Annotated in this window: 21 protein-coding genes; 11 read left to right on the forward strand and 10 right to left on the reverse strand. The window is 56.7% G+C overall.

Translation table 11 applies throughout. The features are described from left to right. Positions 1 to 91 precede the first annotated feature (91 nt). The 7 genes from HZB23_01840 to HZB23_01870 all read left to right on the forward strand — a co-directional run bounded on the left by HZB23_01840 (position 92) and on the right by HZB23_01870 (position 7,676). A complete protein-coding gene (locus tag HZB23_01840) occupies positions 92 to 1,000 on the forward strand; it encodes a hypothetical protein (GenBank protein ID MBI5843393.1) in 909 nt (302 codons plus the stop codon). A 120-nt stretch (positions 1,001 to 1,120) separates the two neighbouring features. Continuing rightward, positions 1,121 to 2,026 carry a hypothetical protein gene (locus HZB23_01845; protein MBI5843394.1) on the forward strand — a complete coding sequence of 302 codons (906 nt, stop codon included), beginning with the start codon at positions 1,121 to 1,123 and terminating at the stop codon, positions 2,024 to 2,026. Between the two features lie 51 nt (positions 2,027 to 2,077). After that, the gene (locus HZB23_01850; GenBank protein ID MBI5843395.1) at positions 2,078 to 2,707 is read left to right on the forward strand and encodes a nucleoside 2-deoxyribosyltransferase; all 630 of its coding nucleotides are present in this window, start codon (positions 2,078 to 2,080) and stop codon (positions 2,705 to 2,707) included. A gap of 226 nt (positions 2,708 to 2,933) precedes the next feature. Then, positions 2,934 to 4,352 carry a transferase gene (locus HZB23_01855; GenBank protein ID MBI5843396.1) on the forward strand — a complete coding sequence of 473 codons (1,419 nt, stop codon included), beginning with the start codon at positions 2,934 to 2,936 and terminating at the stop codon, positions 4,350 to 4,352. A gap of 125 nt (positions 4,353 to 4,477) precedes the next feature. Next, positions 4,478 to 5,134 (forward strand): HD domain-containing protein, encoded by a 657-nt coding sequence (locus HZB23_01860; GenBank protein MBI5843397.1) that lies wholly within the window; start codon positions 4,478 to 4,480, stop codon positions 5,132 to 5,134. A 27-nt stretch (positions 5,135 to 5,161) separates the two neighbouring features. Next, positions 5,162 to 5,353, forward strand: a complete 192-nt coding sequence (locus tag HZB23_01865; GenBank protein ID MBI5843398.1) for a hypothetical protein — start codon at positions 5,162 to 5,164, stop codon at positions 5,351 to 5,353. A gap of 217 nt (positions 5,354 to 5,570) precedes the next feature. Beyond that, a complete protein-coding gene (locus HZB23_01870; GenBank protein ID MBI5843399.1) occupies positions 5,571 to 7,676 on the forward strand; it encodes a tetratricopeptide repeat protein in 2,106 nt (701 codons plus the stop codon). A gap of 104 nt (positions 7,677 to 7,780) precedes the next feature. On the opposite strand, the gene HZB23_01875 is transcribed toward HZB23_01870, so the two are convergent. The 5 genes from HZB23_01875 to HZB23_01895 all read right to left on the reverse strand — a co-directional run bounded on the left by HZB23_01875 (position 7,781) and on the right by HZB23_01895 (position 12,956). Beyond that, on the reverse strand, positions 7,781 to 8,824 hold the full coding sequence (locus tag HZB23_01875) for an energy-coupling factor ABC transporter permease (protein ID MBI5843400.1): 1,044 nt from the start codon (positions 8,822 to 8,824) through the stop codon (positions 7,781 to 7,783). Between the two features lie 163 nt (positions 8,825 to 8,987). After that, on the reverse strand, positions 8,988 to 9,425 hold the full coding sequence (locus tag HZB23_01880; GenBank protein ID MBI5843401.1) for an acyl-CoA thioesterase: 438 nt from the start codon (positions 9,423 to 9,425) through the stop codon (positions 8,988 to 8,990). Between the two features lie 4 nt (positions 9,426 to 9,429). Beyond that, a complete protein-coding gene (gene thrH, locus HZB23_01885) occupies positions 9,430 to 10,038 on the reverse strand; it encodes a bifunctional phosphoserine phosphatase/homoserine phosphotransferase ThrH (protein MBI5843402.1) in 609 nt (202 codons plus the stop codon). Between the two features lie 235 nt (positions 10,039 to 10,273). Beyond that, positions 10,274 to 11,602: a homoserine dehydrogenase gene (locus HZB23_01890; protein ID MBI5843403.1), complete on the reverse strand. Its 1,329-nt coding sequence runs from the start codon at positions 11,600 to 11,602 to the stop codon at positions 10,274 to 10,276. 181 nt (positions 11,603 to 11,783) lie between these two features. Continuing rightward, positions 11,784 to 12,956, reverse strand: coding sequence for an aminotransferase class I/II-fold pyridoxal phosphate-dependent enzyme (locus tag HZB23_01895; GenBank protein ID MBI5843404.1), 1,173 nt, complete (start codon positions 12,954 to 12,956; stop codon positions 11,784 to 11,786). Between the two features lie 327 nt (positions 12,957 to 13,283). Between HZB23_01895 and HZB23_01900 the strand changes: the two genes are divergently transcribed. The 4 genes from HZB23_01900 to HZB23_01915 are packed head-to-tail and all read left to right on the forward strand — an operon-like array spanning position 13,284 to position 18,522. Next, the gene (locus tag HZB23_01900) at positions 13,284 to 14,327 is read left to right on the forward strand and encodes a phosphoribosylformylglycinamidine cyclo-ligase (GenBank protein ID MBI5843405.1); all 1,044 of its coding nucleotides are present in this window, start codon (positions 13,284 to 13,286) and stop codon (positions 14,325 to 14,327) included. A 60-nt stretch (positions 14,328 to 14,387) separates the two neighbouring features. Beyond that, positions 14,388 to 16,241 (forward strand): glycosyl transferase, encoded by a 1,854-nt coding sequence (locus HZB23_01905; GenBank protein MBI5843406.1) that lies wholly within the window; start codon positions 14,388 to 14,390, stop codon positions 16,239 to 16,241. Further along, positions 16,238 to 17,251 carry a tRNA (adenosine(37)-N6)-threonylcarbamoyltransferase complex transferase subunit TsaD gene (gene tsaD / locus HZB23_01910; GenBank protein ID MBI5843407.1) on the forward strand — a complete coding sequence of 338 codons (1,014 nt, stop codon included), beginning with the start codon at positions 16,238 to 16,240 and terminating at the stop codon, positions 17,249 to 17,251. The genes HZB23_01905 and tsaD overlap by 4 nt, the downstream gene beginning before the upstream one ends. Next, complete coding sequence (locus tag HZB23_01915; GenBank protein ID MBI5843408.1) at positions 17,245 to 18,522, forward strand: DUF401 family protein; 1,278 nt, start codon at positions 17,245 to 17,247, stop codon at positions 18,520 to 18,522. The genes tsaD and HZB23_01915 overlap by 7 nt, the downstream gene beginning before the upstream one ends. A 374-nt stretch (positions 18,523 to 18,896) precedes the next feature. Here HZB23_01915 and HZB23_01920 read toward each other — a convergent pair whose 3' ends face one another. From HZB23_01920 to HZB23_01940, 5 genes are all read right to left on the reverse strand, one after another. Continuing rightward, entirely contained in the window at positions 18,897 to 19,793 is an 897-nt protein-coding gene (locus HZB23_01920) for a hypothetical protein (protein ID MBI5843409.1), read from the reverse strand. Positions 19,794 to 19,875: 82 nt separating this feature from the next. Continuing rightward, a complete protein-coding gene (locus HZB23_01925; protein MBI5843410.1) occupies positions 19,876 to 20,982 on the reverse strand; it encodes a TRAP transporter large permease subunit in 1,107 nt (368 codons plus the stop codon). A 78-nt stretch (positions 20,983 to 21,060) separates the two neighbouring features. Continuing rightward, complete coding sequence (locus tag HZB23_01930; protein ID MBI5843411.1) at positions 21,061 to 21,579, reverse strand: TRAP transporter small permease subunit; 519 nt, start codon at positions 21,577 to 21,579, stop codon at positions 21,061 to 21,063. A gap of 153 nt (positions 21,580 to 21,732) precedes the next feature. Further along, a complete protein-coding gene (locus HZB23_01935; protein ID MBI5843412.1) occupies positions 21,733 to 22,659 on the reverse strand; it encodes a DUF4037 domain-containing protein in 927 nt (308 codons plus the stop codon). Positions 22,660 to 22,927: 268 nt separating this feature from the next. Beyond that, on the reverse strand, positions 22,928 to 23,473 hold the full coding sequence (locus tag HZB23_01940; GenBank protein MBI5843413.1) for a tetratricopeptide repeat protein: 546 nt from the start codon (positions 23,471 to 23,473) through the stop codon (positions 22,928 to 22,930).

Here is a 23,473-nt window from a genome sequence, read left to right on the forward strand (position 1 = left end):
TGCTTTTCACTTATGGAGACCCCATGACCCCATCGAAAAAAATCCGCGTTTACTGCTCAGGGACGTGTTTATTGATTTGACGAGGGCTGCCATGGAATCGCCACGAGAAATTCAAAGCCAGTCCAGGGCCGAAGAAAGAGCCATTCCTCCGGTCGTTGTCCGATGGAGTTTTATTGTGGGCCTTCTGTGCTGGCTCATGTTCATCGTTTTTCAGCTCGCCATGCAGAACTTGCGAGTTAACCACGTTCTGTTCCACGACGATTTCAGGCAAATAGCCCGTTATTACCTGATGATAGTATTTTATCTTCCAATCATAGTATTATATCTGATGTTTTCAGGAGCCATATATAGCAACAAAAAATTGTATGATGCCAAAAAATCTTATATCCCATTATTTTTTGTTATTTTTTTATTTACAATTTATATACTAAGCGCTTTTGTCTTGTTTGATGAAAAGCAACTATTCGATAATACTAATCAATACCTAATCATACGATGTATTATAATATACTTTATAATTTTTTTATTTTTCTGCCTCACTTTAATTAGAGTACTCAAACTAAAAAAGAATACTGTAATAGATTCATCCGTTTTTACATTGAATATATTGTTATTAATGACATTGCTGCAATTTATGATAATAAGTTATCCTTCACATTATAGTAGCCGCGCAATAGCCGATTTGAGAAATGCCTTTACGGCATCGGAAGCGTTTTTCACCGATAACCCCGGCAAACCAATAACCGTGCGAATGATGGAAGAAAGTGGGTTCGTCCATTCACAAGGCGTACAAATTAAAATACTGGACGCGCACGAACGGACTCTTGATATTGTTGCGCAGTTCGGTTCGGATCATTCCGATGAATCTGGCGATTTTTACCCGTGCGAAATCCGGAAAACCGGCAATGACGTGAAAATCAGCTATCTGTGGGTTCCTTCCACCGCCGAATTGCTTAAGAGTATTATTCCTGTTAATTTGACCATTATCACATTCCGTTAACAAGCCCGGCGAATCGCAGGAAGCTATTTTGCTTTTCACTTATGGAGACCCCATGACCCCTTCAAAAAAAATTCGCGTTTACTGCTCAGGGACGTGTTTATTGATTTGACGAGGGCCGCCATGGAAACGCCACGAGAAATTCAAAGCCAGTCCGGGGCCGAAGAAAGGGCCATTCCTCCGGTTGTAACGAGGTGGTGCCTCATTGTCGGCCTTCTGTGCTGGCTCATGTTCATCGTTTTTCAACTCGCCATGCAGAACTTGCGAGTTAACCACGTTCTGTTCCACGACGATTTCAGGCAACTCGCCCGTTATTACCTGATGATAGTATTTTATCTTCCAATCATAGTATTATATATGATGTTTTCAGGAGCTATATATAGCAACAAAAAATTGTATGATGCTAAAAAATATTATATCCCACTATTTTTTATAATGTTTTTATGCATAATTTATATACTGATTTCATTTGTCATTATTAATGAAGATGTATTATTCAATAGTACTAATCAATATCTTGTCATAAAATGCATTATAATGTACTTTATAATTTTTTTGTTATGTCGAATTGCTTTAATTAAATTATTAAAAATAAAACATAATGTGACGATATATTTATATGTTTTATCATTTAACATATTATTATTAATAACTTTGCTGCAATTTATGATAATAAGTTATCAGTCATATTGTGGGCGAGCAGTTGCCAATGCAAAAAATGCTTTTACTGCATCGGAGTCTTTTTTCACTCATAACCCAGGCAAACCGGTAACGCTTAAGGCTATGGAAGAAAACGGGTTATATATCTCGCATGGAGTTCAAATACGAATACTGGATGCCAATGAACAGACCCTTGATATTATTGCGCAGTATTGTATTGATTCTTCCTGTGAATCTAATTATTTTTACCCATGTGAAATCAGGAAAATCGGCAATGATGTTGAAATCATCTCTTTATGTATTCCTTCCACCGCAGCATTGCTGCAAAGCATCATTCCCATAGATTTAGCCATTTTCGGATACCGTTGATAAACAAAGCGAGTCGCAGACAGAGGCTTCGCCTAAACTTATGGAGACCCCATGACCCATTCGAAAAAAATCCGCGTATACTGCTCAGGGCCGCTGTTTTCGCCGGAGGAGCGGGCTGCCATGGCCTCGATTTCCGAGGCCCTGGAAAAGGCCGGTTTCGAGACCTTTCTGCCCCAGCGCGACGGCCTTGAGTACTGGGTCATGGGGCTGGCCAATACGCCGGTGGCCCTTCCGGGGGTGACGGGCCTCGTTCACCGGGCGATTTTCGCCGTGGACGTTTTTCAGATTTTTGAAGGCTGCGACGCCCTGGTGTTCAACATGAACGGCAGGGTTCCCGACGAAGGCGCTGTGGCGGAAACCGCAATGGCCTTCACAGCCGGAAAGCCCCTGGTAATCTACAAGAACGACGACCGCACGGTTTTCGGCGGCCACGACAACTCCATGGTGAGCGGCCTTTCCGTGAGCTTCTCCAAGGTGCGCAACGTGGAGGAAATCCCCTCCGAAGTGGCCTTAGCCATGAAAAAATCTCCGCCCTCGCCCTATTCCGATGGCAACATCCCCAGGGGCGTGCAAGGCGTAATCAGCCAGGGCCGCCAGGTTGACCGCCTTCTCCGGGCCGCCAAATACGCAAGGCCGAACGTGGAAAGCCTTCTGAAACACATAGAAAAAATCTATTCATGATAATTCCGCGCTGACCCACTGCGCCGCCAAACACCGGCGGCGCGCCGGTCGTCCCCTTCCGGCCTGGCGTCCGCATCACCGTTCGTTCTTTCGTCAGGGCCGCCCTCCCCTTTTCCCTTCCGCCATTTTCCGGATGACGAACTGTTGCAAAATGTGCTATCGTGAAACGTTGAGCCAAACATGGGAATCAGCCCGAACTCGACTCCAACCAAAAAGGGAGCCTGGGATGCTTCAGATAAGCAAACTTCTGGATCGCGTAATCACGAGGGTCAACATCAACTTAAGGGAGCCGGTCTTCGACGTGGGGCCCTGGGTCGAACAGCTCGTTCCTCTGGAAAAGTTTTTCGAAAACCACTCGTTTTACGGCATTTCCCACCTGCACCCTGTGGATTTCTACTTTTCGCGCTCGGCCCTTGCCGGAAGCTATTTTCTGGGAAACTGCTCGGTGGAGCGCTCCCTCCTCTTTTATACCGACGTTCGCGGCGACGAGCTGAAAAACGCCGGGGACGCCTTCTCGTACCAGGGCCTGTTCCTCATGCTGGACGAGGACGAACGCATCAAAATTCAGGACAGCCTCCTGGTGAAAACCCTGGTCCACAACAATTCCCACGACCCGGAAAGCCCGGAGCGCTTCCTCATAGCCAACACGGTATCGCTTCCCTACGCCAACATCCACGGCTCCCCCGTGGACGGCTGCTTCCTTGGCCCCTTTTCAACGCTCGATCTCACCTCGGCCCATCACTCCGTAATCGGAACCTTTTCATACGTGCAGACCGGACATCTGGCCCATCACAGGGTGGACCCTGGAATTGTCTGGATCAAATCCAGCGATTTCGAGTTTTTTTACCGCTTTGACGAAAACGCCCTCGCCCCCTTCATCCGCATGGGCGAATGGCAGACTCCCCAGGGGCTTTTCATGGAAACCATGGAAGGCCTGCGCCCGGATTTCGACGAGGTGTACAAGACCGTGAAGGGCGCTCCCCCGGTTCGCGTTCCGTCGGGAACCGCCCTCTCCCGCTACGCCGTGGTGAAGGGCGACACAGAACTGGGCGAAAACGTCCTGGTGGCCCAGCGGGCCTACCTGGATAACGCCATCATGGGCGACGGCGCAAACGCACAGGAAAACTGCTGCATCATCAACTCAACCCTTATGGGCATGAACGTCACCGCACACGGGGCCACCATAATGGGCGCGGAAATGGGCCGCAGAACCTTCACCGGGTTCAACGCTTTTCTCCACGGGCGCACATCATGCCCCCTCACCGTGGGCGCAAACTGCATCATCATGCCCCACACCATAGTGGAAATTACCGAACCCCTCGAAATTCCCCCGGACACCCTTGTATGGGGGCTTGTGGAAAACGCGGACGACCTTTCAAAACACAGCATCCCCATAGAAACCCTTATGAACACCGAGGGCGGCCTGACTCTGGGAAACCTTCGCTTCACCGGCTCCGGCAAGGATTTCGTCCACTCGTTTCAACACCGCATCGCCCACATCCTTGAAGAAAACGGGGCGTACTCCACGGGCTCCGGAAAATCCGGCCACGCCCAGAAGGGCAGGCACATCACTTATAACGTGCTGCAGCCCTACCCTGCCGGAGACCTTCAGGGGCTGTGCCCCACCATCCGCATCACCCCTTAGGGCGGGCACAAGCGCGAACTGCAGGGTAAGGCGTTCATAAGCGGCAAGAAGAGGGTGACGCAGGCTTTCTCGTTGCCAGGGGGCTTCGCACAAGAGGGACGATGTTGCAGGCGGGAAACTAGCGGATGGAATCGAACAGCGATCTTTTGCTTGAACAGGCGGTGACTGATGTCGCCCGGCGGATGCTCGATGGGGCGCAGAAAAGCCACGCCTGGGACCACACCCTGCGAGTGCTGGCCCTTGCCTCCCGCATCGGAGAGGCCGAGGGCGCGGACCTTCTCGTGGTGCGCCTGGCGGCCCTTCTGCATGATGTCGGGCGGCCCTTCGAGGACGAGTCATGCGGAGCCGTGTGCCACGCGGCAAAAGGCGCGGATCTGGCCGGGCCTGTTCTCATTGGGCTTAATATCGACGCGGGCAGGCGGGAAAACGTCCTCCACGCCATCCGAACCCACAGGTACAGGGGAAACGGAGCGCCGGAAACACTGGAGGCGCAGGTGCTCTTCGACGCTGACAAGCTCGATTCCATAGGCGCGGTGGGCGTCGCCAGGGCTTTCCAGTTCGCTGGCGAGGTGGGCGCGCGCCTGCACAACCCGGACAAGGCCCCGGAGCTTACCTCGCCCTACGGAGAAGACGACACCGGCTTCAGGGAGTATTCCCTCAAACTGCGCTTCATAAGCCAAAGGATGCTGACCCGAACCGGCAGGGCGATGGCCAAGGATCGCCACGCCTTCATGGAGGAATTTTTCCGGCGTTTCCTGGCCGAACAGAAGGCCATTGAGTGACGGGCCGGAATCCCGGAGGACACTGGAATGATGAACCACGCCCATGTTGATTCGGCCCTTTTCGCAACCCTTCTCACCATTCTCATATATGCGGTAAAATGGATTTTCGGTCTTTCCTTCCCTGTAACGGTTTTCATCCTCCCAACATTTCTCGCAGTCTGGACAGGCGCATACATAATCCTGTACCTGGTTTTCCTGTGGCTCTGGCGCAGGTCCTGACGGCGCAACCTCCGCCAGCCCTAAGCCGACTCATTGGAAAGTGATTGCAAATATAAGCAAAATCATGTTGTATTGATAACAAGGGCAAAAAAATTTTTAGCGCAGGCTTTCACAAGATTGCTGCATAATGTATTTTGAGGTGAGGCAACAATTTTTCCCGCAGCGCCATATTTTCGCCAAAATCGCCTTTCGGGCCTTTCCACGCAAGGAGCGCGCAATGAAAAACACTTCCCGCCTGATGGCTGTGATCGTAGCGGCCCTTGTCGCAGGGCTCGTCCTGGTTCCTCCCGGCGCATTCTCGGCCACCAGCCCCCCGTCAAAGGCTCCGGCAGCCGATATCGTTGCCGCACCCCAATCCGGCGGCGACGAAATCGTCCTTAGAATCCGTGACGCAGAAGGCCTTGTAAATTTTGTGGAAAGCATGGCGGAAGACTCCAAGGCGGCGCGAAAGGGAGCGGTAAGGGACACCATCGAGCAGCAGTTCGGCGGCCTTGACTGGCTGGACGAAAAGCGCTCGATAGTTATAATCGGAAACATTCCGGCGTTCACGGGAAAGGAGGCGGGTGGCTCCTTCACCCTGGTGGGCCTTGTGCCATTCACGAAAAAGAACGAAAAATTCCGCGAGACTTTTTCCGCCATCGAGGGCAGGGGCTATTATCTTTTCACCCACCCGGCGGGCTGGGTGATGAAAAAGGCTACGATCGCCCGCCTCATCGCAGCCTCGAAGGCAAAGTGCCCGGACATGCTGGCCCTTGAAATCCCGGTTTCCGGGCTGGCATCCGGTTTTCTGGAGCGCGGCATACCCGCCCTGGAAGCGTCCCTGAAAAAGGCCGATGAAAAAAAACAGGGAGAACCCGAAGGAAAAGCCGAACCGCTGACCCGACAGACCCTGAATATGGCCAAGGCTTTCTACGAGTTTCTGCGGGACGTAAAGACAACGGAGATCGGCCTCAACGCCGACGAGAACCTGTTTTCGCTCCGCCTTTCATCGGTTCCGGTTCCTGGCTCGGCCCTTGCCAGGGCAATGGCAACGACGCAAAAAACGGGCGGGAAAAGCCTGCTTGCCGGGTATCTCCCCGAAGGCCCCATCACCATTCGCACCAAGACATTCGATTACGGCCCCCTTATGCAGGTTCTCAATGACCTCTACGCAAAGGCGGGCATTGACCTGTCCTGCAACCGCGAAAACATGGCGCGCTACACGGGCGAATACGTAGTGAGCGTTTCGTTCCCCAAGGCCGGATTGAACATCGAAAGCATGCTGACTCTTAAAAAGGACGGCGAATCGGTTGAAGGCCTCGTCAGCAAGTGGCTGGAATGCTCAAAGCAAATGCATCAGATTCTTGATTCAGTCTCCCCGCAGCCTTATTTGTCGCGCACCGAAGACACCACCGTAGCCGGGCGCAAGGCCACGGGAATTTCAATGCGAATGCCCCTCGAATCGGGCAAGTCAACATTATTCAACATCCGCGCGGCGCTTTCCGGGCGCATCCTGGTGCTGGCCGCAGATGACAAGCGCCTGGCCGAGCTTCTGGCCCAGGCCGACAAAATGAAGCCGGGAAAGGCGGCAGGCCCCCTGATGGAGGGCCGCATCGACCTGGCCGCCCTCATCAGCGGCGCGGCCCTGATGGAAGGGGCAAAGGAAGCCGATGTGCCCGAACTAGCCGGGACCTCCCCTTTGAATTTCACCTTCGACATAAAAAAAGGCGTGGCCGAAACCCTTCTTTGGGCCAACATGAAGCAAATGAGGGCGCTTTTTTCACAGATCGAAAAGGCCGCCAAGGACACGGCCCCCAAGGAAGGGGGTGATTCCTGGAGCGACATAGAGGAAGATGATGAAGACGACGGCGAAGGCAGCCGCGACGGCCACGGAAACGGCGACGGAAACCTGGACGAATATGAGGACGGGGGAGACGCGGACGGGGAAGACGCCCAGACAGCCGGTTTGAAGCCCGGCGCTGACGAGCTCGACCCAAGGGCCGCAGCGCTTCTTGAGCGCGGAAACCTCGCCCTGGTTTACGGAAGCCCGGAGATGGCCCTGCGGTATTTTTTGAAAGCTCTCAAGAGCGCTCCGGAAAGCGGGCAGGTCCATTCCGCCCTTGCCACGGCCTATGCAGAGTCGAAAAGGTTCGAGAAGGCGCTTTTCCACATCGAAAAGGCGCTCGAAATCGTCCCGGAAAATCCCGACTACCTTTACGGCAGGGCGAGGATTCATCTTCTTTCGGGCGACGAGGCAAAGGCCAGGAAAGGCTTTGAGGACGCCGCCGCCAAGGGAAGCGACGAGGCCAAACGCTTTCTTGAGAGGATGAAGGAAAAGCCCTGACACGGGTTTGCGGGAAAATCCCGAAAATTAAAAGAGCGGGCTCCCGGAAGACCGGCGGCCCGCTCTTTTTTTTGCCGAATGGCTTGCGGCAGGCTTCCTCGAAATCAGGGTTTGGGGGCTTTTTTTCGTCCAAGGCCCAGAAGAAGGCCGATGACTGCTGCTATGGCGAGTGTCATGATCCCGCCCACGACGCCCGAAACCGAGGTCCCGGCGCTGACGGGCGAGGACGGTTCGGAAGCGGGCTCTTCAGAGGCGGCTTCGCCTGAAGGCCCGGCGAATCCGTAATCCGGCAGGAACGCGGTCTTCTCCTGAACCTGGGCAAGTGTCGCGTGCACTCCCTTTTCGGGCGCTTCCAGTTCCTCCCTGCCCGAGACCCTGCCCATGGACCATTCCAGGCCGTCGGGATGCTCCGAGGCGAACCAGGAAACCACCCCGCCCGTTACAAGGGCCAGCACCAGGAAGACCCCCAGCACCTTTTTCATGGAAAGAGCGCCTCCCGCCTTGGGGGAGGCCATTTCCAGGATGTCCGGCCTTGCCTGGGCCACGAAAAGCACCACGGCGGAGGTGACAAGCCCCTCCACCACGCCGATGGCGATATGAATGGGAATCATGATGGCCGAAAAGGCCATAAAGGGAAGCTCCGAGACGCCGGAAAAAACCGTCTCCAGAACCACGAAAAAGGAGCCCAGAACGAGGCCCGCAACCGCCGCAGCAATTGAAGCCGCAACAAGGCGTCCCTTGCTGGAGGCGTCTTTTGCGACGGGCTTCCAGATAAACGGGTAGGCTATGAAACAAGGGAAAAGGCCAAGGTTGAAAATGTTGCAACCAAGGGCCAGAAGGCCGCCGTCCCCGAAAAAGAGCGCCTGAACCGTGAGCACCGAGGCTATGGTGAGAAAGGCCGCGTGCGGCCCCAACAGAATCGCAAGGATCAGCCCTCCCCCCAGGTGGCCGGAGGAGCCGGTACCCGGAATGGTGAAGTTGATCATCTGGGCCGCGAAAATGAAGGCTCCCAGAACACCCATCAGAGGGGCCTTGCCCTCGTTGGCATCTGTCCTCACCTTTTTGGCGCACCAGGCGGTGAGCCCCGCAGTGACCGCCCACATCCCGCCGCCCACAACCGGATTCAAAAGCGCGTCAGCCATATGCATGATCTTTTTCCTTTCCCTTAAACGTAAAAAAGGCCGCCCCCTGTTCGGGAACGGCCTTCATGACCTTGCTGGATTATTTGGAACGGATTTTCCGGAACCCGGAATATCCGTCAACCTGACTTAAAAGACTGTTACACGGGCTTCTGCCCGCCATTGATCCGATCTATAGAGCCTTTATAAACGGCATGTCAAGGAAAACCTTGGCCACCATATCCTTTGGCGGCCTTATGACCCTGCCGGTGGACGCCTCCATGCAGGCGTGGAGGGTGTGGCCGGAAACCAGAAGTTCTTCGGTCTCCTTGCGGAAGATGCGGTAATTGAAGCGGAAACCCACCCGTACCTTTGGGTCCGGCAGGGTCTCCACCAGAATGAGATCGTCGTAACGGGCCGGGGAGTGGTATTTCAAGGCCGCCTCCGCCACGGGCATCATGAACCCGCCTTCCTCCACCTCCCTGTAGGTGAAGCCCCGCACCCGAAGGTACTCGGTGCGGCTCGCCTCGAAAAAACGAAGGTAGTTGGCGTGGTACACCACTCCCATCTGGTCGGTGTCGCCGTAGATGACGCGGTATTCCAGGGAGTGGGGAGAAATCCTGATCTCCATTCCGTCAAAGCTCCCGCATGGCCGTTTCGATGAGGCTTTTGAGCGTGGCGTAGTCGCGGGCCACGGGGAAATGCGGAAATTCCGCCACAACTTTATCAGGCGGGCAGAAGAGTATCCCCCGGTGCGCGGCTTTCAACATGGTGACGTCGTTGTACGAGTCGCCAACCCCGATGGTGGTGAAATTAAGCCCCTTCATGGCCTCGGCCACGTGCCGCTTGCCGTCTTTCATGCGAAGGGTGTAGCCGGTGATCCGGTCGTTTTCATCAACAACGAGGCTGTTGCAGAAAAGCGTGGGGCGGCCAAGTTTGTCCATCAAAGGATCGGCGAACTGCACGAAGGTGTCCGAAACCACGATGATCTGCGCGGCCTTGCGCGCCCAGTCCAAAAATTCGCGCGCGCCCGGCAGAGGGTCCATCCCGGCGATCACGTCCTGGATGTCCTTTAATTTCAAGCCGTGCTGGTCCAGAATTTCGATTCTCATTTTCATGAGCTGATCGTAATCGGAGATGTCCCTCGTGGTTAGGGACAGCTTCTCGATTCCGGTCTTTTTGGACACCGCGATCCAGATTTCAGGGGTGAAAACCCCTTCCATGTCCGAGCAGATCAAAAACATGTCAATCCTCTTTCCTGGATATCAAATTCACAAGGCCGGTAAAAATTTCCCGGCTACAACATGCACCCCAAAACGCGGGCTTACTAAAAAACCTTTTTATTTGCAGCACCGACAGGCCGTTCACAAGCGATGAGCTGCAAGGAAGGCAAGCGGAAAAGGAAGGAGCGTACGCTTTTGTACGTGACCGACTTTTTCGTGAAGCCTGACACCGCAGATCGCGCTTGTGAACGGCCTGTCATGCGTCTTCGGCGGGGTCCTCTATACGTATCAACACCGGCGGCCCCTGAACCACGTCAAGCTCCGCTATTTCGCTTATGGCGGCCCTCACCCGTGATTCCTGGGCGCTGTGGGTGAGAAGAACTATGGGCACCGAGCCCTCGCTCTTTCTGCCCTTCTGATGAACCGACTGGATGCTTATGGCGTGGTTGCCCAACGCCCCGGAAATCTTGGACAAAACACCGGGCCGGTCGGCTGCGGCGAAGCGCATGTAATAGCGCGTGTAAACCTCGCCCATGGGAATGATGGGCAGCTTCTTGATGTATTTCGGCTGAAACGCGTAGATGGGCACCCGGTTTTTGCCGCCGCTCATCATGTTGCGGGCAGCGTCCACGATGTCGCTTATAACGGCGCTGGCCGTGGGCATCCTTCCCGCGCCCGCGCCGTAGAGAACCATCTCGCCGGTTGCGTCCCCCACGATTTTCACCGCGTTCATGGCGCCGTTGACGCTTGCGATGAGGTCCTTTTCGGGAATCATGGTGGGATGCACCCGTCCTTCCACCCAGTCCCCGAAGTTCTTGGTGATGGCCAGAAGCTTTATGCGGTAACCGAATTCCCTGGCGATGGAAATATCCATGGGGGTGATGCGCTCGATGCCCTCAACGAAGATGTCCTTGTAGGCCACCCTTGTGCCGAAGGACAGGCAGATCACTATGGCCAGCTTGTGCACCGTGTCCATGCCCGAAACGTCCAGGGTGGGGTCGGCCTCGGCGTAGCCCCTGTCCTTGGCCTCGGCAAGGGCCGTGGAGTAGGAAATGCCCTCCTGGGTCATCTTGGAGAGAATGTAGTTGCACGTGCCGTTTAGGATGCCGAAAACCGATTCCACCCGGTTGGCCACCAGGGATTCGCGCAGACACTTGATTACGGGCATGCACCCGCCCACGCCCGCCTCGAAAAAAAGGTCCCCACCGCCCTTTAAGGCCGCCTTGTAAAGCTCGTCCCCGTGGCTTGCGATCAACGCCTTGTTGGCGGTGACCACGGTCTTTCCCCGCGAAAGGGCCTCGGTGACCAGCTTCCGGGCCGCGCCCTCGCCGCCGATAAGCTCCACGATGATGGGGATGTCCGGGTCTTCCACCACTGCCTGGGCGTCACCGGTGAAGACGCCCTCGGCGAGTCCAAGGCCGTCCGCCGCTTCGGGCCTTGGATCCGCCACCTTGAGAAGGCGGATGGCCACCCCCACCCGGTCCTTTATGAGCTCGGACCGGCCCGTGAGAATCTTCACCACCCCCACGCCCACCGTACCGCAACCCAAAAGCCCCACGCCGATTTCTTTTTTGCCGGATTTCAAGACCGAACCCCCAAGGGAAAATAAAAATTGGTTTAACCCCTTTTAAACAGTCTGAATATGAAGCCTGGTTAAAAACGATGAAGCGCAAGGAGCGTGAAAAGCCAACGAGCAAGCGTACTAAATGTACGTGGCGGAGTTGGCTTTGAAACGCGACACAGCGATTCGCGTTTTTAGACGGGCGCTATCCCTGGAGTACTTGTTTTATGCCGCGTATGGCCTGATTGGTCCTCATGCGGTTTTCGATGAGGGCGAAGCGCACGTAATCGTCGCCGTAGGCCCCGAAGCCAAGGCCCGGCGACACCGCCACCTTGGCCTCCTTTATCAGGAACTTGGAAAACTCCACCGAGCCCATTTTACGGAATTTTTCGGGAATTTTCGCCCACACGAACATGGTTCCCTTGGGCGGGGTGATGGGCCAGCCAGCTCGGTTAAGGCCGTCGCAAAGGTCGTTCCGGCGGGTTTCGTAGGTTTTGCAGATTTCCGCAACACAGGCCTGGTCTTCGCGCAGGGCGATGATGGAGGCTATCTGAATGGGCTGGAAAACGCCGTAATCAAGATAGCTTTTTATGCGCCGCAAGGCAAAGATGATGTCCTTGTTCCCCACGCAGAAGCCCACGCGCCAGCCGGCCATGTTGTATGATTTGGACATGGAGAAAAACTCCACGCCAACGTCCTTGGCCCCCGGAACCTCCAGGAAGCTGGGGGCGCGGTAGCCGTCGAAGGTGATGTCCGCATAGGCAAGGTCGTGGATCACCATTATGTCGTGCTCTTTGGCGTAATCCACGATTTTCACGAAAAAGTCCCGGTCCACCACCTCGGTTGTGGGGTTGTGCGGATAGGAGAGGATGAGCACCTTGGGCTTGGGCCAGGTCTGCTTGGTGGCGGTCATCAGGTTCTCGAAAAAATCCTGGTCCGGCCCCACCGGGATGCCCCGCACGTCGCCGCCCGCGATGATTGCGGAATAGGGGTGGATGGGATAGGTGGGCGTGGGGGTGAACACCACGTCGCCGGGCCTCACGGTCACCAGCACCAGGTGGCTTAAGCCCTCCTTGACGCCGATGGTGACGATGGCCTCCTGGTTGGGGTCGATGTCCACGTCGTAGCGGCGCTTGTACCACGCCGAAATCTGCTTCCTGAGGTTTGGTATGCCCATTGACGCCGAATAGCGGTGGTTGATGGGCCTCTGCGCCGCCTCGACCAATTTTGCAACTATATGGGGCGGGGTTCCCAGATCGGGATTGCCCATACCGAAATCGACGATGTCCTCGCCCCTGTGCCGGGCCTCCATTTTGAACTCGGTGACCTGTGCGAAAACGTAGGGGGGCAGCCTGTCCAGTCTTGCGAAATCTTTCATGATCTTTCCTCGTTACCGATATTGTGAGTGGACCGATAAGACTTCATTTTTAGTCCAATCTTTTTTTCCTGTCAAAAGAATTGATGTGTATCCGGCGGTGCGGGAACCGGCCCGCTGCGCCCGCGCCCGTGTGCCTTGATGCAAAGATTTGTTTTGACTTTTTGAGGCGTGGCATTTAATTTCAAGCGTTTGGGAGTTGCGGCAAGCCGAAGGAGGCCCCTTCAGGCTTGCCGGCCCGGCACTCGGCGGGCCGGAAAAAAAATTTCACCAACAGCTTCGGGCTCGTCCCCAACAGGCGGCCCCAAGTCTTTTCGGAGCGATATCTTCATGGCAAAGCCCCTCACCTACGCGGATTCCGGCGTGGACATAGAAAAGGCCAACGAGTTCGTCCAGGTGGTCAAGAAAATCGCCAAGAACACGCCCCGCAACGGCGTGATGGGCGACATCGGCGGATTCGGCGGGCTTTTTTCCTTAAACGCGTCCCAGTTCGAAAAGCCCATACTGGTAAGCTCCACAGACGGGGTCGGCACCAAGCTCATGATCGCCATAATGGCCGGAAAGCACGACACCGTGGGCATCGACCTTGTGGCCATGTCCGTGAACGACATCGCCATGCAGGGAGCCAAGCCCCTTTTCTTCCTCGATTATCTTGCGATGGGAAAGCTCGACGTGTCGGTCGCGGCCCAGTTGGTGGAGGGCGTGGCCGAGGGCTGCCGCCAGGCCGCCTGCCCGCTCATAGGCGGGGAGACCGCCGAGATGCCCGATCTCTACCGCGAGGGCGACTACGATCTTGCGGGTTTCGCGGTGGGAATCGCCGACAACTCCAAGATCATAGACGGCTCAATGGTTGGGGTGGGCAACCAGATCATAGGGGTGGCCTCGTCCGGCATTCACGCCAATGGTTACTCCCTTGTAAGGGAGGTCTGTTTCAACCGCGCGAAACTTGGGATCAACGACTTCATCCCGGAACTGAACGCCACCCTTTCATCGGTGCTTCTCGCCCCCACGCGCATCTACTCGGAAACCATAAGTAAGCTGATCCGGCAGGTGAAGGTTCACGGGCTTGCCAACATTACCGGCGGCGGGCTTGTGGACAACATTCCGCGCACCATTCCCCAGTCCTGCAAGGCCGTGATCCGCAAGGGCTCCTGGCCGGTTCCGCCCATTTTCGGCTTTCTGCAGAAAACCGGGGAGATAACCGAGTTCGAGATGCTTCGCACCTTCAACAACGGCGTGGGTTTCGTGGCGGTCGTGCCCAAAAACGAGGTTTCCGACGCCATCGATCTTTTGCACGCCCTGGGCGAAAAGGCCTGGCTCATTGGCGAGGTTAGCGACCGGAAAAACGACGAGCCCAGGATAATCTTTCAATAGATGTCCCGCGCAAACGGCAGAACGGATGACATCCCCATTCAGGGCGGCTGAAACATTCCAATGTCCTCCTTCATTTATCCCCTTGCTGCGTTTTCAATCGTCCTTCTGTTCACCCCCCTGGTGAAAATCCTTGCCCGGAAAAGGGAGTGGATAGCCCGCCCCACCGCCGACCGCTGGCACAAAAAACCCACGGCGCTCATGGGCGGCATCTCCATTTTTTTTGGCCTCGCCCTGCCCCTTGCCTACATCTGCCGAAGCGCCTTTCCCGACCTGCTGCTACCGGGAAGCGCCGCCATAAACCTTAAAGACGGCCCGGAATCCGCCCTTTTCGCAGGAGCGGTGCTTTTCTGCGGGGCCGCGCTCATGTTCATCTTAGGTTTCGTTGACGACCGCCTGCGTTTAAAACCCCAGACCAAGCTTTTGGGCCAGATAATGACGGCCTCCCTGGTGGCCTATTACGGGTTCCGGCTCCACTGGCTGAACTCCCTCACCGCCGATACCCTAGTCACCATTTTATGGATCGTGGGCATAACCAACGCCTTGAACCTTCTGGACAACATGGACGGGCTGGCGGCGGGCGTGGGGGCGGTGGCCAGCCTCTTCCTCTTCCTGGTGCTTTCCGACGCCCATCCCCAGGTGGCCCAGTATGCCCTCATCTTAGGCGGTGCGCTTCTCGCCTTTCTGGTTTTCAACTTCAACCCGGCCTCCATCTTCATGGGCGACTGCGGGTCGCTCGTTATCGGGTTTTCGCTCGCCTTTCTCTCGGTGTGCTACGCTGGCTACGCCGAGCCCAAAGCGGGGAGCCTCGCCCGGTTCGCCGTGCCGGTCCTCTGCCTCATGGTGCCCATTTTCGACACCACCTTAGTCACCCTCATCCGAACGCTTTCGGGCCGCAAGGCCTCGGTGGGAGGCCGCGACCACACCTCGCACCGGCTGGTTCTGATCGGCCTTTCCGAAAAGCGGGCGGTGCTCTTTCTCTACGCAGTGGCGGCGGTGGCCGGGCTTTCGGCCAATTTCGTGCATACCGAGGATTCCCTCACATCCCCCGCCGTGATGGTGCCGGTGGCTGCGGCCTTTCTTCTTATGGGGCTGTATCTGGCCCAGCTTAGGGTTTACCCGGAAAAGGAATTTTCCGTTTTAAGGGACAAGTCCTTCACGCCCATCCTGATGGAGCTTACCTACAAGCGCCAGATTCTGCTGGTTCTTTTCGACTTCGCCCTGGTGGCCTTTTCCTATTACCTGGCCTACCGCCTGCGCTTTTCCCGGCCCGAATTCTCGCATTTCTTCCCGGTCTTCTTAAAAAGCTACCCGGCGGTGATCGCCTGCCGCCTGTTCGCTTATTTTTTGATGGGGGTCTACCGGGGAATCTGGAGTTTTCTAAGCTTCAACGACATCTACGTGTACGTGAAGGCCACCACCCTGGGGACCCTTTTCTGCGTGGCGGTCTTCACCTACGCCTACCGTTTCGAGAATTTCTCCAAGGGCATTTTCGTCATCGACTGGTTCCTGGCCACGGGCTTTCTGCTTGGCACCAGGGCATCCTTCCGGCTTTTTCTGGACGCCATGAAAAAAAGCCGCCTGGAGGGCGAAAGCGTGCTCATCTACGGAGCCGGACGGGGCGGGGAAATCCTTCTGCGGGAAATTTTGAATAACCGGCGTATCGGCTTGAAGCCTGCTGGCTTCATAGACGACGACCCCTTGAAGGCCGGAAAGCGCCTCCAGGGCTTCACCATTCTGGGGCAGTGGAGCGATCTCCCGGCCCTTGTGGAGCGCCACGGCATAGCGGGAATCGTGATCAGCTTCCAGGACGACGACCCGGAGAAACTTGCCGCCATACGGGAATTCTGCCGAAAACGCCGGCTCTTCCTCAAGCGCTTCGCAGTGAGCGTTCTGGACGCGGACACGGCCCCATGATAGTTTTGGGAATCGAGACTTCCTGCGACGAGACCGCAGCCGCCCTGGTGGAAGACGGAAAGCGCGTCCTTTCCTCGGTGGTGAGAAGCCAGACCGACATGCACGGCCCCTATGGTGGAGTGGTGCCGGAGCTTGCGTCCCGGATGCACGTGGAGGCCCTGTCGCCGGTTTTCCGGGAAGCTCTGCGTAAGGCGAATCTGAACCCTAAGGATATAAACGCCGTTGCCGCCACCCAGGGCCCCGGCCTTGTGGGGTCGCTGCTCACGGGCTTTTCCTTCGCCAAAGCCCTGGCCTTTTCCCTTGAAATCCCCTTCGTAGGCGTCAACCACCTCTACGGCCACATCCACTCGGTTTTCCTGGCCCCCCCTCCCCATCCCGCCTACCCATTCATCGCCCTCCTTGTTTCGGGCGGCCACACGGCCCTTTACCGGGTGGTGTCCCCGGTGAAAATGGAGCTTTTGGGCCAGACCAGGGACGACGCGGCGGGCGAAGCCTTCGACAAGGCCGCGAAAATCCTGGGACTCAGCTACCCCGGCGGAATCGCCATAGACCGGCTGGCGAAATCCGGCGACCCCAAACGCATACGCTTTCCCCGCGCCTTTCTGGACAGGAACGGCTTCGACTTTTCCTTTTCCGGGGTCAAGTCCGCTGTCCTTCGCCACGTTGAGACCCACCCCGACGCCCTTTCGACGGACCTCGCCCACGTGGCCGCCTCGTTTCAGGAGGCCGTGTGCGAGGTTCTGGCCCAAAAGGCCGTGGCCGCCTGCCAGCGATACGGCCTGAATCATCTGGTCGTGGCGGGCGGGGTGGCGGCGAACTCAAGGCTCCGGGAAAAGGCCGTTGAAACTGCGAAGGAGGCCGGAATCGAAGTTTTCATCCCGCCCCTTGACCTGTGCGGGGACAACGCGGCAATGATTGCGGCGGCGGGTTTTCACTTTCTTGACGAATCCGGCCCCACGCCCCTTTCATCCGACGTTTTCTCCCGCGTGGAAAAGGCGGTGAAATGCTGATACTGGCCCTGGTCTTCGCCCTTATCCTGGTCCTGATGCGCTGGGTTTCCCTGGGTTCGGCCCTCATGGCCGGAGCCGTGGTGCTGGGCCTCGCCGCCGGTCTTTCGCCTTTCGAGCTTGTATCGGCAATGGCCCTGGCCCTTGTGGCCCCGGACACCCTTCTTATTTCAGCCGTGGTTTTTCTCATCATGGTGCTTTCCCATTTCATGGAAAAATCCGGCCACATGGCCCGCCTTCTCACGGCCTTCCGTGGAATAAGCCGGAACGCCAAGGCCAACCTGATCCTTTTCCCGGTCCTGATCGGCCTTCTGCCCATGCCGGGCGGCGCGGTGTTTTCCGCGCCCCTGGTGGAGGCCACGGCCCGCCAGCAGAACCTCACGGAGCCCGACAAGGCCCTGGTGAACTACTGGTTCCGGCACATCTGGGAGTTTTCCTGGCCGCTCTATCCGGGAATCCTGTTGGCATCCAAGCTCTCTGGAATAAGCCTCGCCCGGCTTGCCCCGGCCATGCTGCCCCTGACTATAATCGCGCTTCTGGCGGGCTACAGGGTGCTTCTTCCGGGAGTGTCAGGAAGCGTGGAAGAGGGCGAAAATGCCGGAAAGGGCGGCTGGAAGCCCTTTTTGTGGGAGTTTTTGCCCATAGCGGTGGTGATCGCAGGCTTCGCGGTTCTGGAAATAGCGGCCAGGGCGCTTTCAGGGGCCTTCCCGGCCCTTGGCCGTTTGCCCTCGGAGGTGCCCCTGGTCATGGCGCTCGCCGCTTCCATCGCCTGGACCGCCGTGGCCGACAGGGTAGGAAGGGAGCTTTTCAAGGAGGTCTTCACCCAAAAGGCCCTATGGGTGATGGTTTACATGATCGTGGCCATCATGGTGTTTTCAGCGGTGCTGGAAAAAAGCGGCACTGTGGCCTCCATCAGCGCCGACCTCGTAAGATACCGGGTGCCGGTTGCCCTGGCCGCCATAATCCTCCCGTTCATCGTGGGCCTCGTTACAGGCATCACCGTGGCTTTTGTGGGCACGGCCTTCCCGGTGGTGCTGGGGCTCGCCGCCGCTTCCGGCCCCGGCGCGAACCTTCTTCCCCTCGTTGCGCTGGCCTTCTGCGCCGGATACACGGGGGTCTTGATCACCCCTGTCCACGCCTGCCTGGCCCTTACCCTGGCCTATTTCCACTCCGGTTTTTCCTCCGTCTGGCGGAAACTTTTCGCCCTTTGCGCCACGGTCTTCACTGCTGGCCTTGTTCTCTCCTTGCTTTACTACCTCCTGCTGCGATTGTAACAACCGGATAAAATTGCACAACATCTCAACAGAGTGAAAAATGTTGGGTGACCCCGGGCCTTCGGCCCGGAACCACCCAGCCTACCTTTCGTTTTCAGCAGCCGGGAATAAATCTTTTACCCCCGTCCCGTTTCCCTGCACCATGTCAGGCTGATCACAAGCGATGAGCCGCAAGGAAGACGAGCCGGGTGCGGGCGTAAGCGTATCGCGTAAGTGCGTACCGCGCCCGGCGAAGTCTGACACAGCAGATCGCGATTGTGGACGGCCTGACACAAAAAAAGGGGGACAGTCCTTGCGGACCATCCCCCCCTTTTCATTCATCCTCCCGCCTCTTGGGGCGGAATCGATCTATACGGCCAACATGGCCCCGCTCATCAGAACAGGGTGTCGGCTATTGACATGAAGTAATTGGCCTTCACCTTGGCCATTTCGTTCAAAGCCCGTCCGCCTTTCAACTCCTTGGAGTCGGCTGCCAGAACTTTGTTCAAAAGGGCGTCGAAGCCTTCGCGGTCGTCGATGTAGGTTTTCAGATACCGGGCCTCGAACACGTCCACCAGAAGGAATTTCCCGCCGGTAATGGCGCGGGCCTTGTTGAACATTTCAGCGGAAGCAACGGGGCCGCCGCCAAGGCCCAGGAATTCGGGCATGAGGGCGTAGTAGGCGCCCAAAAAGGCCTTGCCCACGCCGAAGAAATACTTGTCGTCAAGCTCGACGGAGCGGTTCACCAGGGCCACGGCGTCCGGAAGGCCCATGAGCGCAAGCGGGTCGTCCATCTGGTGAATGATGAGAAGGCCGGTGGCAAGTCCTGCCCAGGCCAGGGAGGCGGTGTAGCGCTTGTCGAGGCCGGCGGTGAGTTCGGGAATCTTCTTGCCCTCGTCGATGCCCGCCTTGAAATCGTGATCCATGCAAAGGGCCTTCATGCCGTATTCCTTGCCGATGACATAAAGGTCTTTGGCGTAGGGCACGTCCTTGTCTTCAACCATGATCCCGTAGGAGGTGTAGACAAAGCAGCAGACCTGGTAAAGGTCGCGGGTGGGGGCCATTTCGGTGACGGCGGTGATGAGGGCTATGTTGCCGGGCATGGCTTCCTGGAGCACCCGCGCGTTGGGGCTGTCAAGCAGAACGTCCAGGATGTCCAGAACAGCAGGCCCGCCAATTGCGCCAATGGTGGCCGAGCGCATCATGGTGGGGCTGCACCCGGACCCGATGAGCACGAAGGCGGCCAGAAGAAGTGCTGCCACTGCGGAAAACCTATTGGATTTTTTCTTCATGCGCATGAGTCTTTTCTCCCTTTTTGGATGAACGGTTTATGCAACCCAACGTCAAAGGTCCGCTGTTATCGACCATCAAATCTTACATCGGCAAAACTTCCGCCTTCTGCCCCAAAGCCTCCACCAGCCACAGGCTCAAGTCGGGCACGTAGGTGATGAGAAGGAGCGCTCCCAGAAGCACCATGAGGAAGGGGAAGGTGACCTTGTACAGCTTCATTACCGAAACGTCGAAGCGAAGGCTTGCGATGAAGAGGTTCACGCCCACCGGCGGGGTGAGGTAGCCGAGTTCCAGGTTGGCCAGGAATATGACGCCAAGGTGGACGGGATCGAGGCCAAGGGCGCAGCCAAGGACGATGAGGATGGAACCCACCGTCACCATTGAATCTATGCCTATCTTCAAAATCTGCCGCACCGGAAGCTCGCGGTAGATGAGGCACTCGGACAAAAGCGCGTAGACCGCAGTGGCCGCCGCCGCCTCGCCCACCGTGATGATGCCCCCATAAATGCCGCCCACCACGATAAAGGGAAGCGGAAGCTCCCACTTGGCTTCCCAAAGGGCTGAGGCCAGTTCCTTCACGGAAAAGGGATCGGTCTGTATGTCGCTCCTTATGCCGTAGGCAATACCGTACAATGAAAGGCACAGGATGATGATGAAGGCCGGAATGAGGCAGGCCGTGAAAAGCTGGGTGATGTCGGTCTGGGCTATCATGCCGTAGATGATGATGGGAAGGCTGGGGGCGATGAGGACGCCGGAGGAGCCCGACGCAGTGACTATGCCCAGTGCGAAGTCCTTTTTGTAACCGGCGGCAATCATGGCCGGAAGGGTTATGCCGCCCACCGCTATAATTGTTATGCCCGAAGCTCCGGTAAGAGCCGTGAAGATTGAGGAGGCGATGGCGCAGACCACGGCGAGGCCGCCCGGAAGCCAGCCCAGGGCCGCGTTGGATATGCGGATCATGCGGCTTGAAGCCTTGCTTTCGGCGAAAATGTAGCCCGCGAAAATGAAAAGCGGGATCGCCGTTATGCCCGGCGCGTTGGCCAGCCGCCCCATTTCTATGATGACTGCGGCCGTTTCCTGCAGCGCAACGTACTTGAACAGGAGAACCGCCGCGCCGCCTATGATGGTGAAAAGCGGAGACCCCACTATTACGGCAACCACGAAAAGCAATATCAAGCCAATGGTAAGCATTTACCGATGTCCTTTCCCCCTCAAATCCGTTCTGCCGGATCGGTTCCGGCAAAAAACCGGTTTCTTCGCCTGTTCCTGCTACGGCTCGATGGAACGGGAATAGTTGCCCGAATAGATGCGGCCTATGTTGATGACGCATCTTACGCCCATTGCTATGAAAGCGTAAGGGATCACCAGATGGAACACCCACATGGGTATCTCGCCCACCGGGGACGGCTCTGCGCCGGAGGAGGCCACCATGTTTATGTAGTCTATGGCGGCCTGGGAAAGAAGCACGCAAACGCCAAGGCAGACAACCTGGGCCAGAATGTTCAGCACCTTGGCCGCCGTGCCGCCGCCGAGGAAATGGGCCAGAACGTCTATCTGCACGTGCCTTGCGTATTCCGAGGCGAGACATGCGCCCAGAAAGGTGAGCCACAGGACCTGGATGCGAAGGATTTCATCTATGGACATGAACCCGTAGGAAAAGATGTTGCGGGCCACCACCTGCAGGAAGGCCAGAAAAATCATCGAAAACAGGGTCAGGATAACTACGGTTTTTTCCAGGTAAACCAAGCTCTTGTGAGCCTGGGACAAAAACTCGATTATTATCTTCATTCACCCTTCTCCCCTGCCCGGAAAACACGGGCCTCGCTACGGGTTTATCCTTAAAAAATGAAAGGCCGGAAAAATAAGTTCGGCAGGCCGGAAGGCCCGCGTCTGAAAGACGGTTATAAACAGGCCGCTTAAAAATTTATCTTAGCGGGCCTGTCAGCCCACCCAGATGTTTCTTGATCTCATTGCCGGGTCGGAAATGCCTTCGGCCACGGCAGGGCCGTGGTCGGCCAGGAAGTTTCCCGGAATATTTGAAAGCCCCTGGCGGCGCAATTCATTAGCGGCCAAGGAGCAGAGTGATTCTATAACATCTTCATTTTTCTTGAAATCGGGCTCGGCAAGCAGAGCCGTGACCAATCTTTGCGCCGCCTGCCCAAGTATCGGTTGTTCACCCAGTCCCCTGTACATCCACTTATAGAAGGGAGTATAGCGCAGATTCAAGAGATAAATCATGGAAATCGAATCCGACGCGAATTTTATTTTGGAATATGACGCGGCGAACAGGTCCCCCCGTCTCGCCGAACGCCCGAAATTGTACTGTCCGGCCTGGGAGGCGGTCATGAGCCGTGACGCGATTTTTTTCCTCCGCACGTCCTCCGGGTAAAATTTCAGAAGTTCCTCCCTGATTCGGGAGAATTCGCCCAAGGGATCGTAAAAAACCGCGCCGTTGGTGGCTGCGGCCAGGCAGTTTTCGGGAACGGCCAGCCATTCGTCCAGCGTTTGTGGGGCGCGGCCAAGGCCGATGAAGCCCGCGTAGAAGTCTTCCATGCAGAAAACCCCTACCCTTTTTTCCCCCCACCGGCTCGTTATCCTGGGGCCGAAACCGGCGTAGGTTTTGGGGAGCGCCTCGTAAACCCGGCCAAGCTCCGCCCCGAAATCATCGTAATCGCGGTGCTCAAGCCACAGGCAGAAGCCCGGACCCCAGTCGTGGTCGCGGCTTGTTTCATCGTCAAAGCCGTAGCATTCGCTTCCGTCGCCAACAAGCCCCGCCGCCATCCTGCTGAGGACATGGCCGAAACGCGAGGCAAGAACCGGCCTGCCCACGGCCTCGAAATAGCTCTGGCAAAGAGGAAGACCCTGCACGGCGGAATTCCATGAAATCGGGGAGGAAAAATGGCGAAACCGGGCGGCCCCTTCCCCCCTGGAAAAGCCGCATGACGCGTGAAAAAACTATTGCGAAATGACGATCCGAACTATTCTCGGCAAGGCGATTTTTCCTGGGAGCGCGGGCGTCCCGCCCGCTTTTGCCGTTCACTGCGGGCGGGACGCCCGCGCTCCCAGGGTGAAAGTTCCCTGTTCATTTCACGGACAAGCTGAAAATTGTTAAGAGCCGCAAAAACAATTGATATTTTCAGGCCAGCCCCAGGGCGGCGATATTTTTTTCCACAAGGGCCGCCCGCTCGTGTTGGCCCGTTTTGCGGTAAAGCAAAAGCGCCTTCCGGTAATGACGATAAGCCCCCTGGGAATCGCCCGAAAGGGCCAGAATATAAGCTATGTTGGCGTGCTGGTCGGCGGCGTCCGCGTCCGCCCCGGCCTTGAGGAAAACCGAAAGGGCGCTGGCGTAGCACGGAAGGGCTTCGGAAAGCCTTTCCATGTCCCTGTAAACCGACCCCCGGTTGGCCTCCTGGCGGGCCGCGTTGACCGGGTCCCCGGCCCTTTTATAAAAGTCCCTGGCCCGGGTGAAGCAGGAGAGCGCATCTTCCCGTTTTTCCAGGGAATTCAGAAGATGGCCGAGATTGTTTTCCAGGGCCGCACGGATATTTTCATCTTCTAACCCAAAATCGTTCAACAAATCAAGGGCTTTTGTGAAACAATTCACCGCCTCTACACGTCGGCCCCGTGAAAGGAGGCGTCCGCCGCCTCGATTGAGGGCCGCGACCTTGACCGCCGGGTCCAT

The organism is Deltaproteobacteria bacterium, assembly GCA_016235345.1.
Lineage (GTDB): Bacteria > Desulfobacterota > Desulfobacteria > Desulfobacterales > Desulfatibacillaceae > JACRLG01.

Coding starts and splice junctions, on each gene's coding strand:
- HZB23_01900 (MBI5843405.1), top strand. CDS start 13,284: ATGGCAAAGCCCCTCACCTACGCGGATTCCGGCGTGGACATAGAAAAG.
- HZB23_01840 (MBI5843393.1), top strand. CDS start 92: ATGGAATCGCCACGAGAAATTCAAAGCCAGTCCAGGGCCGAAGAAAGA.
- HZB23_01860 (MBI5843397.1), top strand. CDS start 4,478: ATGGAATCGAACAGCGATCTTTTGCTTGAACAGGCGGTGACTGATGTC.
- HZB23_01865 (MBI5843398.1), top strand. CDS start 5,162: ATGATGAACCACGCCCATGTTGATTCGGCCCTTTTCGCAACCCTTCTC.
- HZB23_01850 (MBI5843395.1), top strand. CDS start 2,078: ATGACCCATTCGAAAAAAATCCGCGTATACTGCTCAGGGCCGCTGTTT.
- HZB23_01905 (MBI5843406.1), top strand. CDS start 14,388: ATGTCCTCCTTCATTTATCCCCTTGCTGCGTTTTCAATCGTCCTTCTG.
- thrH (MBI5843402.1), bottom strand. CDS start 10,038: ATGTTTTTGATCTGCTCGGACATGGAAGGGGTTTTCACCCCTGAAATC.
- HZB23_01845 (MBI5843394.1), top strand. CDS start 1,121: ATGGAAACGCCACGAGAAATTCAAAGCCAGTCCGGGGCCGAAGAAAGG.
- HZB23_01870 (MBI5843399.1), top strand. CDS start 5,571: ATGAAAAACACTTCCCGCCTGATGGCTGTGATCGTAGCGGCCCTTGTC.
- HZB23_01940 (MBI5843413.1), bottom strand. CDS start 23,473: ATGGACCCGGCGGTCAAGGTCGCGGCCCTCAATCGAGGCGGCGGACGC.
- tsaD (MBI5843407.1), top strand. CDS start 16,238: ATGATAGTTTTGGGAATCGAGACTTCCTGCGACGAGACCGCAGCCGCC.
- HZB23_01925 (MBI5843410.1), bottom strand. CDS start 20,982: ATGCTTACCATTGGCTTGATATTGCTTTTCGTGGTTGCCGTAATAGTG.
- HZB23_01930 (MBI5843411.1), bottom strand. CDS start 21,579: ATGAAGATAATAATCGAGTTTTTGTCCCAGGCTCACAAGAGCTTGGTT.
- HZB23_01880 (MBI5843401.1), bottom strand. CDS start 9,425: ATGGAGATCAGGATTTCTCCCCACTCCCTGGAATACCGCGTCATCTAC.
- HZB23_01895 (MBI5843404.1), bottom strand. CDS start 12,956: ATGAAAGATTTCGCAAGACTGGACAGGCTGCCCCCCTACGTTTTCGCA.
- HZB23_01920 (MBI5843409.1), bottom strand. CDS start 19,793: ATGAAGAAAAAATCCAATAGGTTTTCCGCAGTGGCAGCACTTCTTCTG.
- HZB23_01855 (MBI5843396.1), top strand. CDS start 2,934: ATGCTTCAGATAAGCAAACTTCTGGATCGCGTAATCACGAGGGTCAAC.
- HZB23_01915 (MBI5843408.1), top strand. CDS start 17,245: ATGCTGATACTGGCCCTGGTCTTCGCCCTTATCCTGGTCCTGATGCGC.
- HZB23_01875 (MBI5843400.1), bottom strand. CDS start 8,824: ATGCATATGGCTGACGCGCTTTTGAATCCGGTTGTGGGCGGCGGGATG.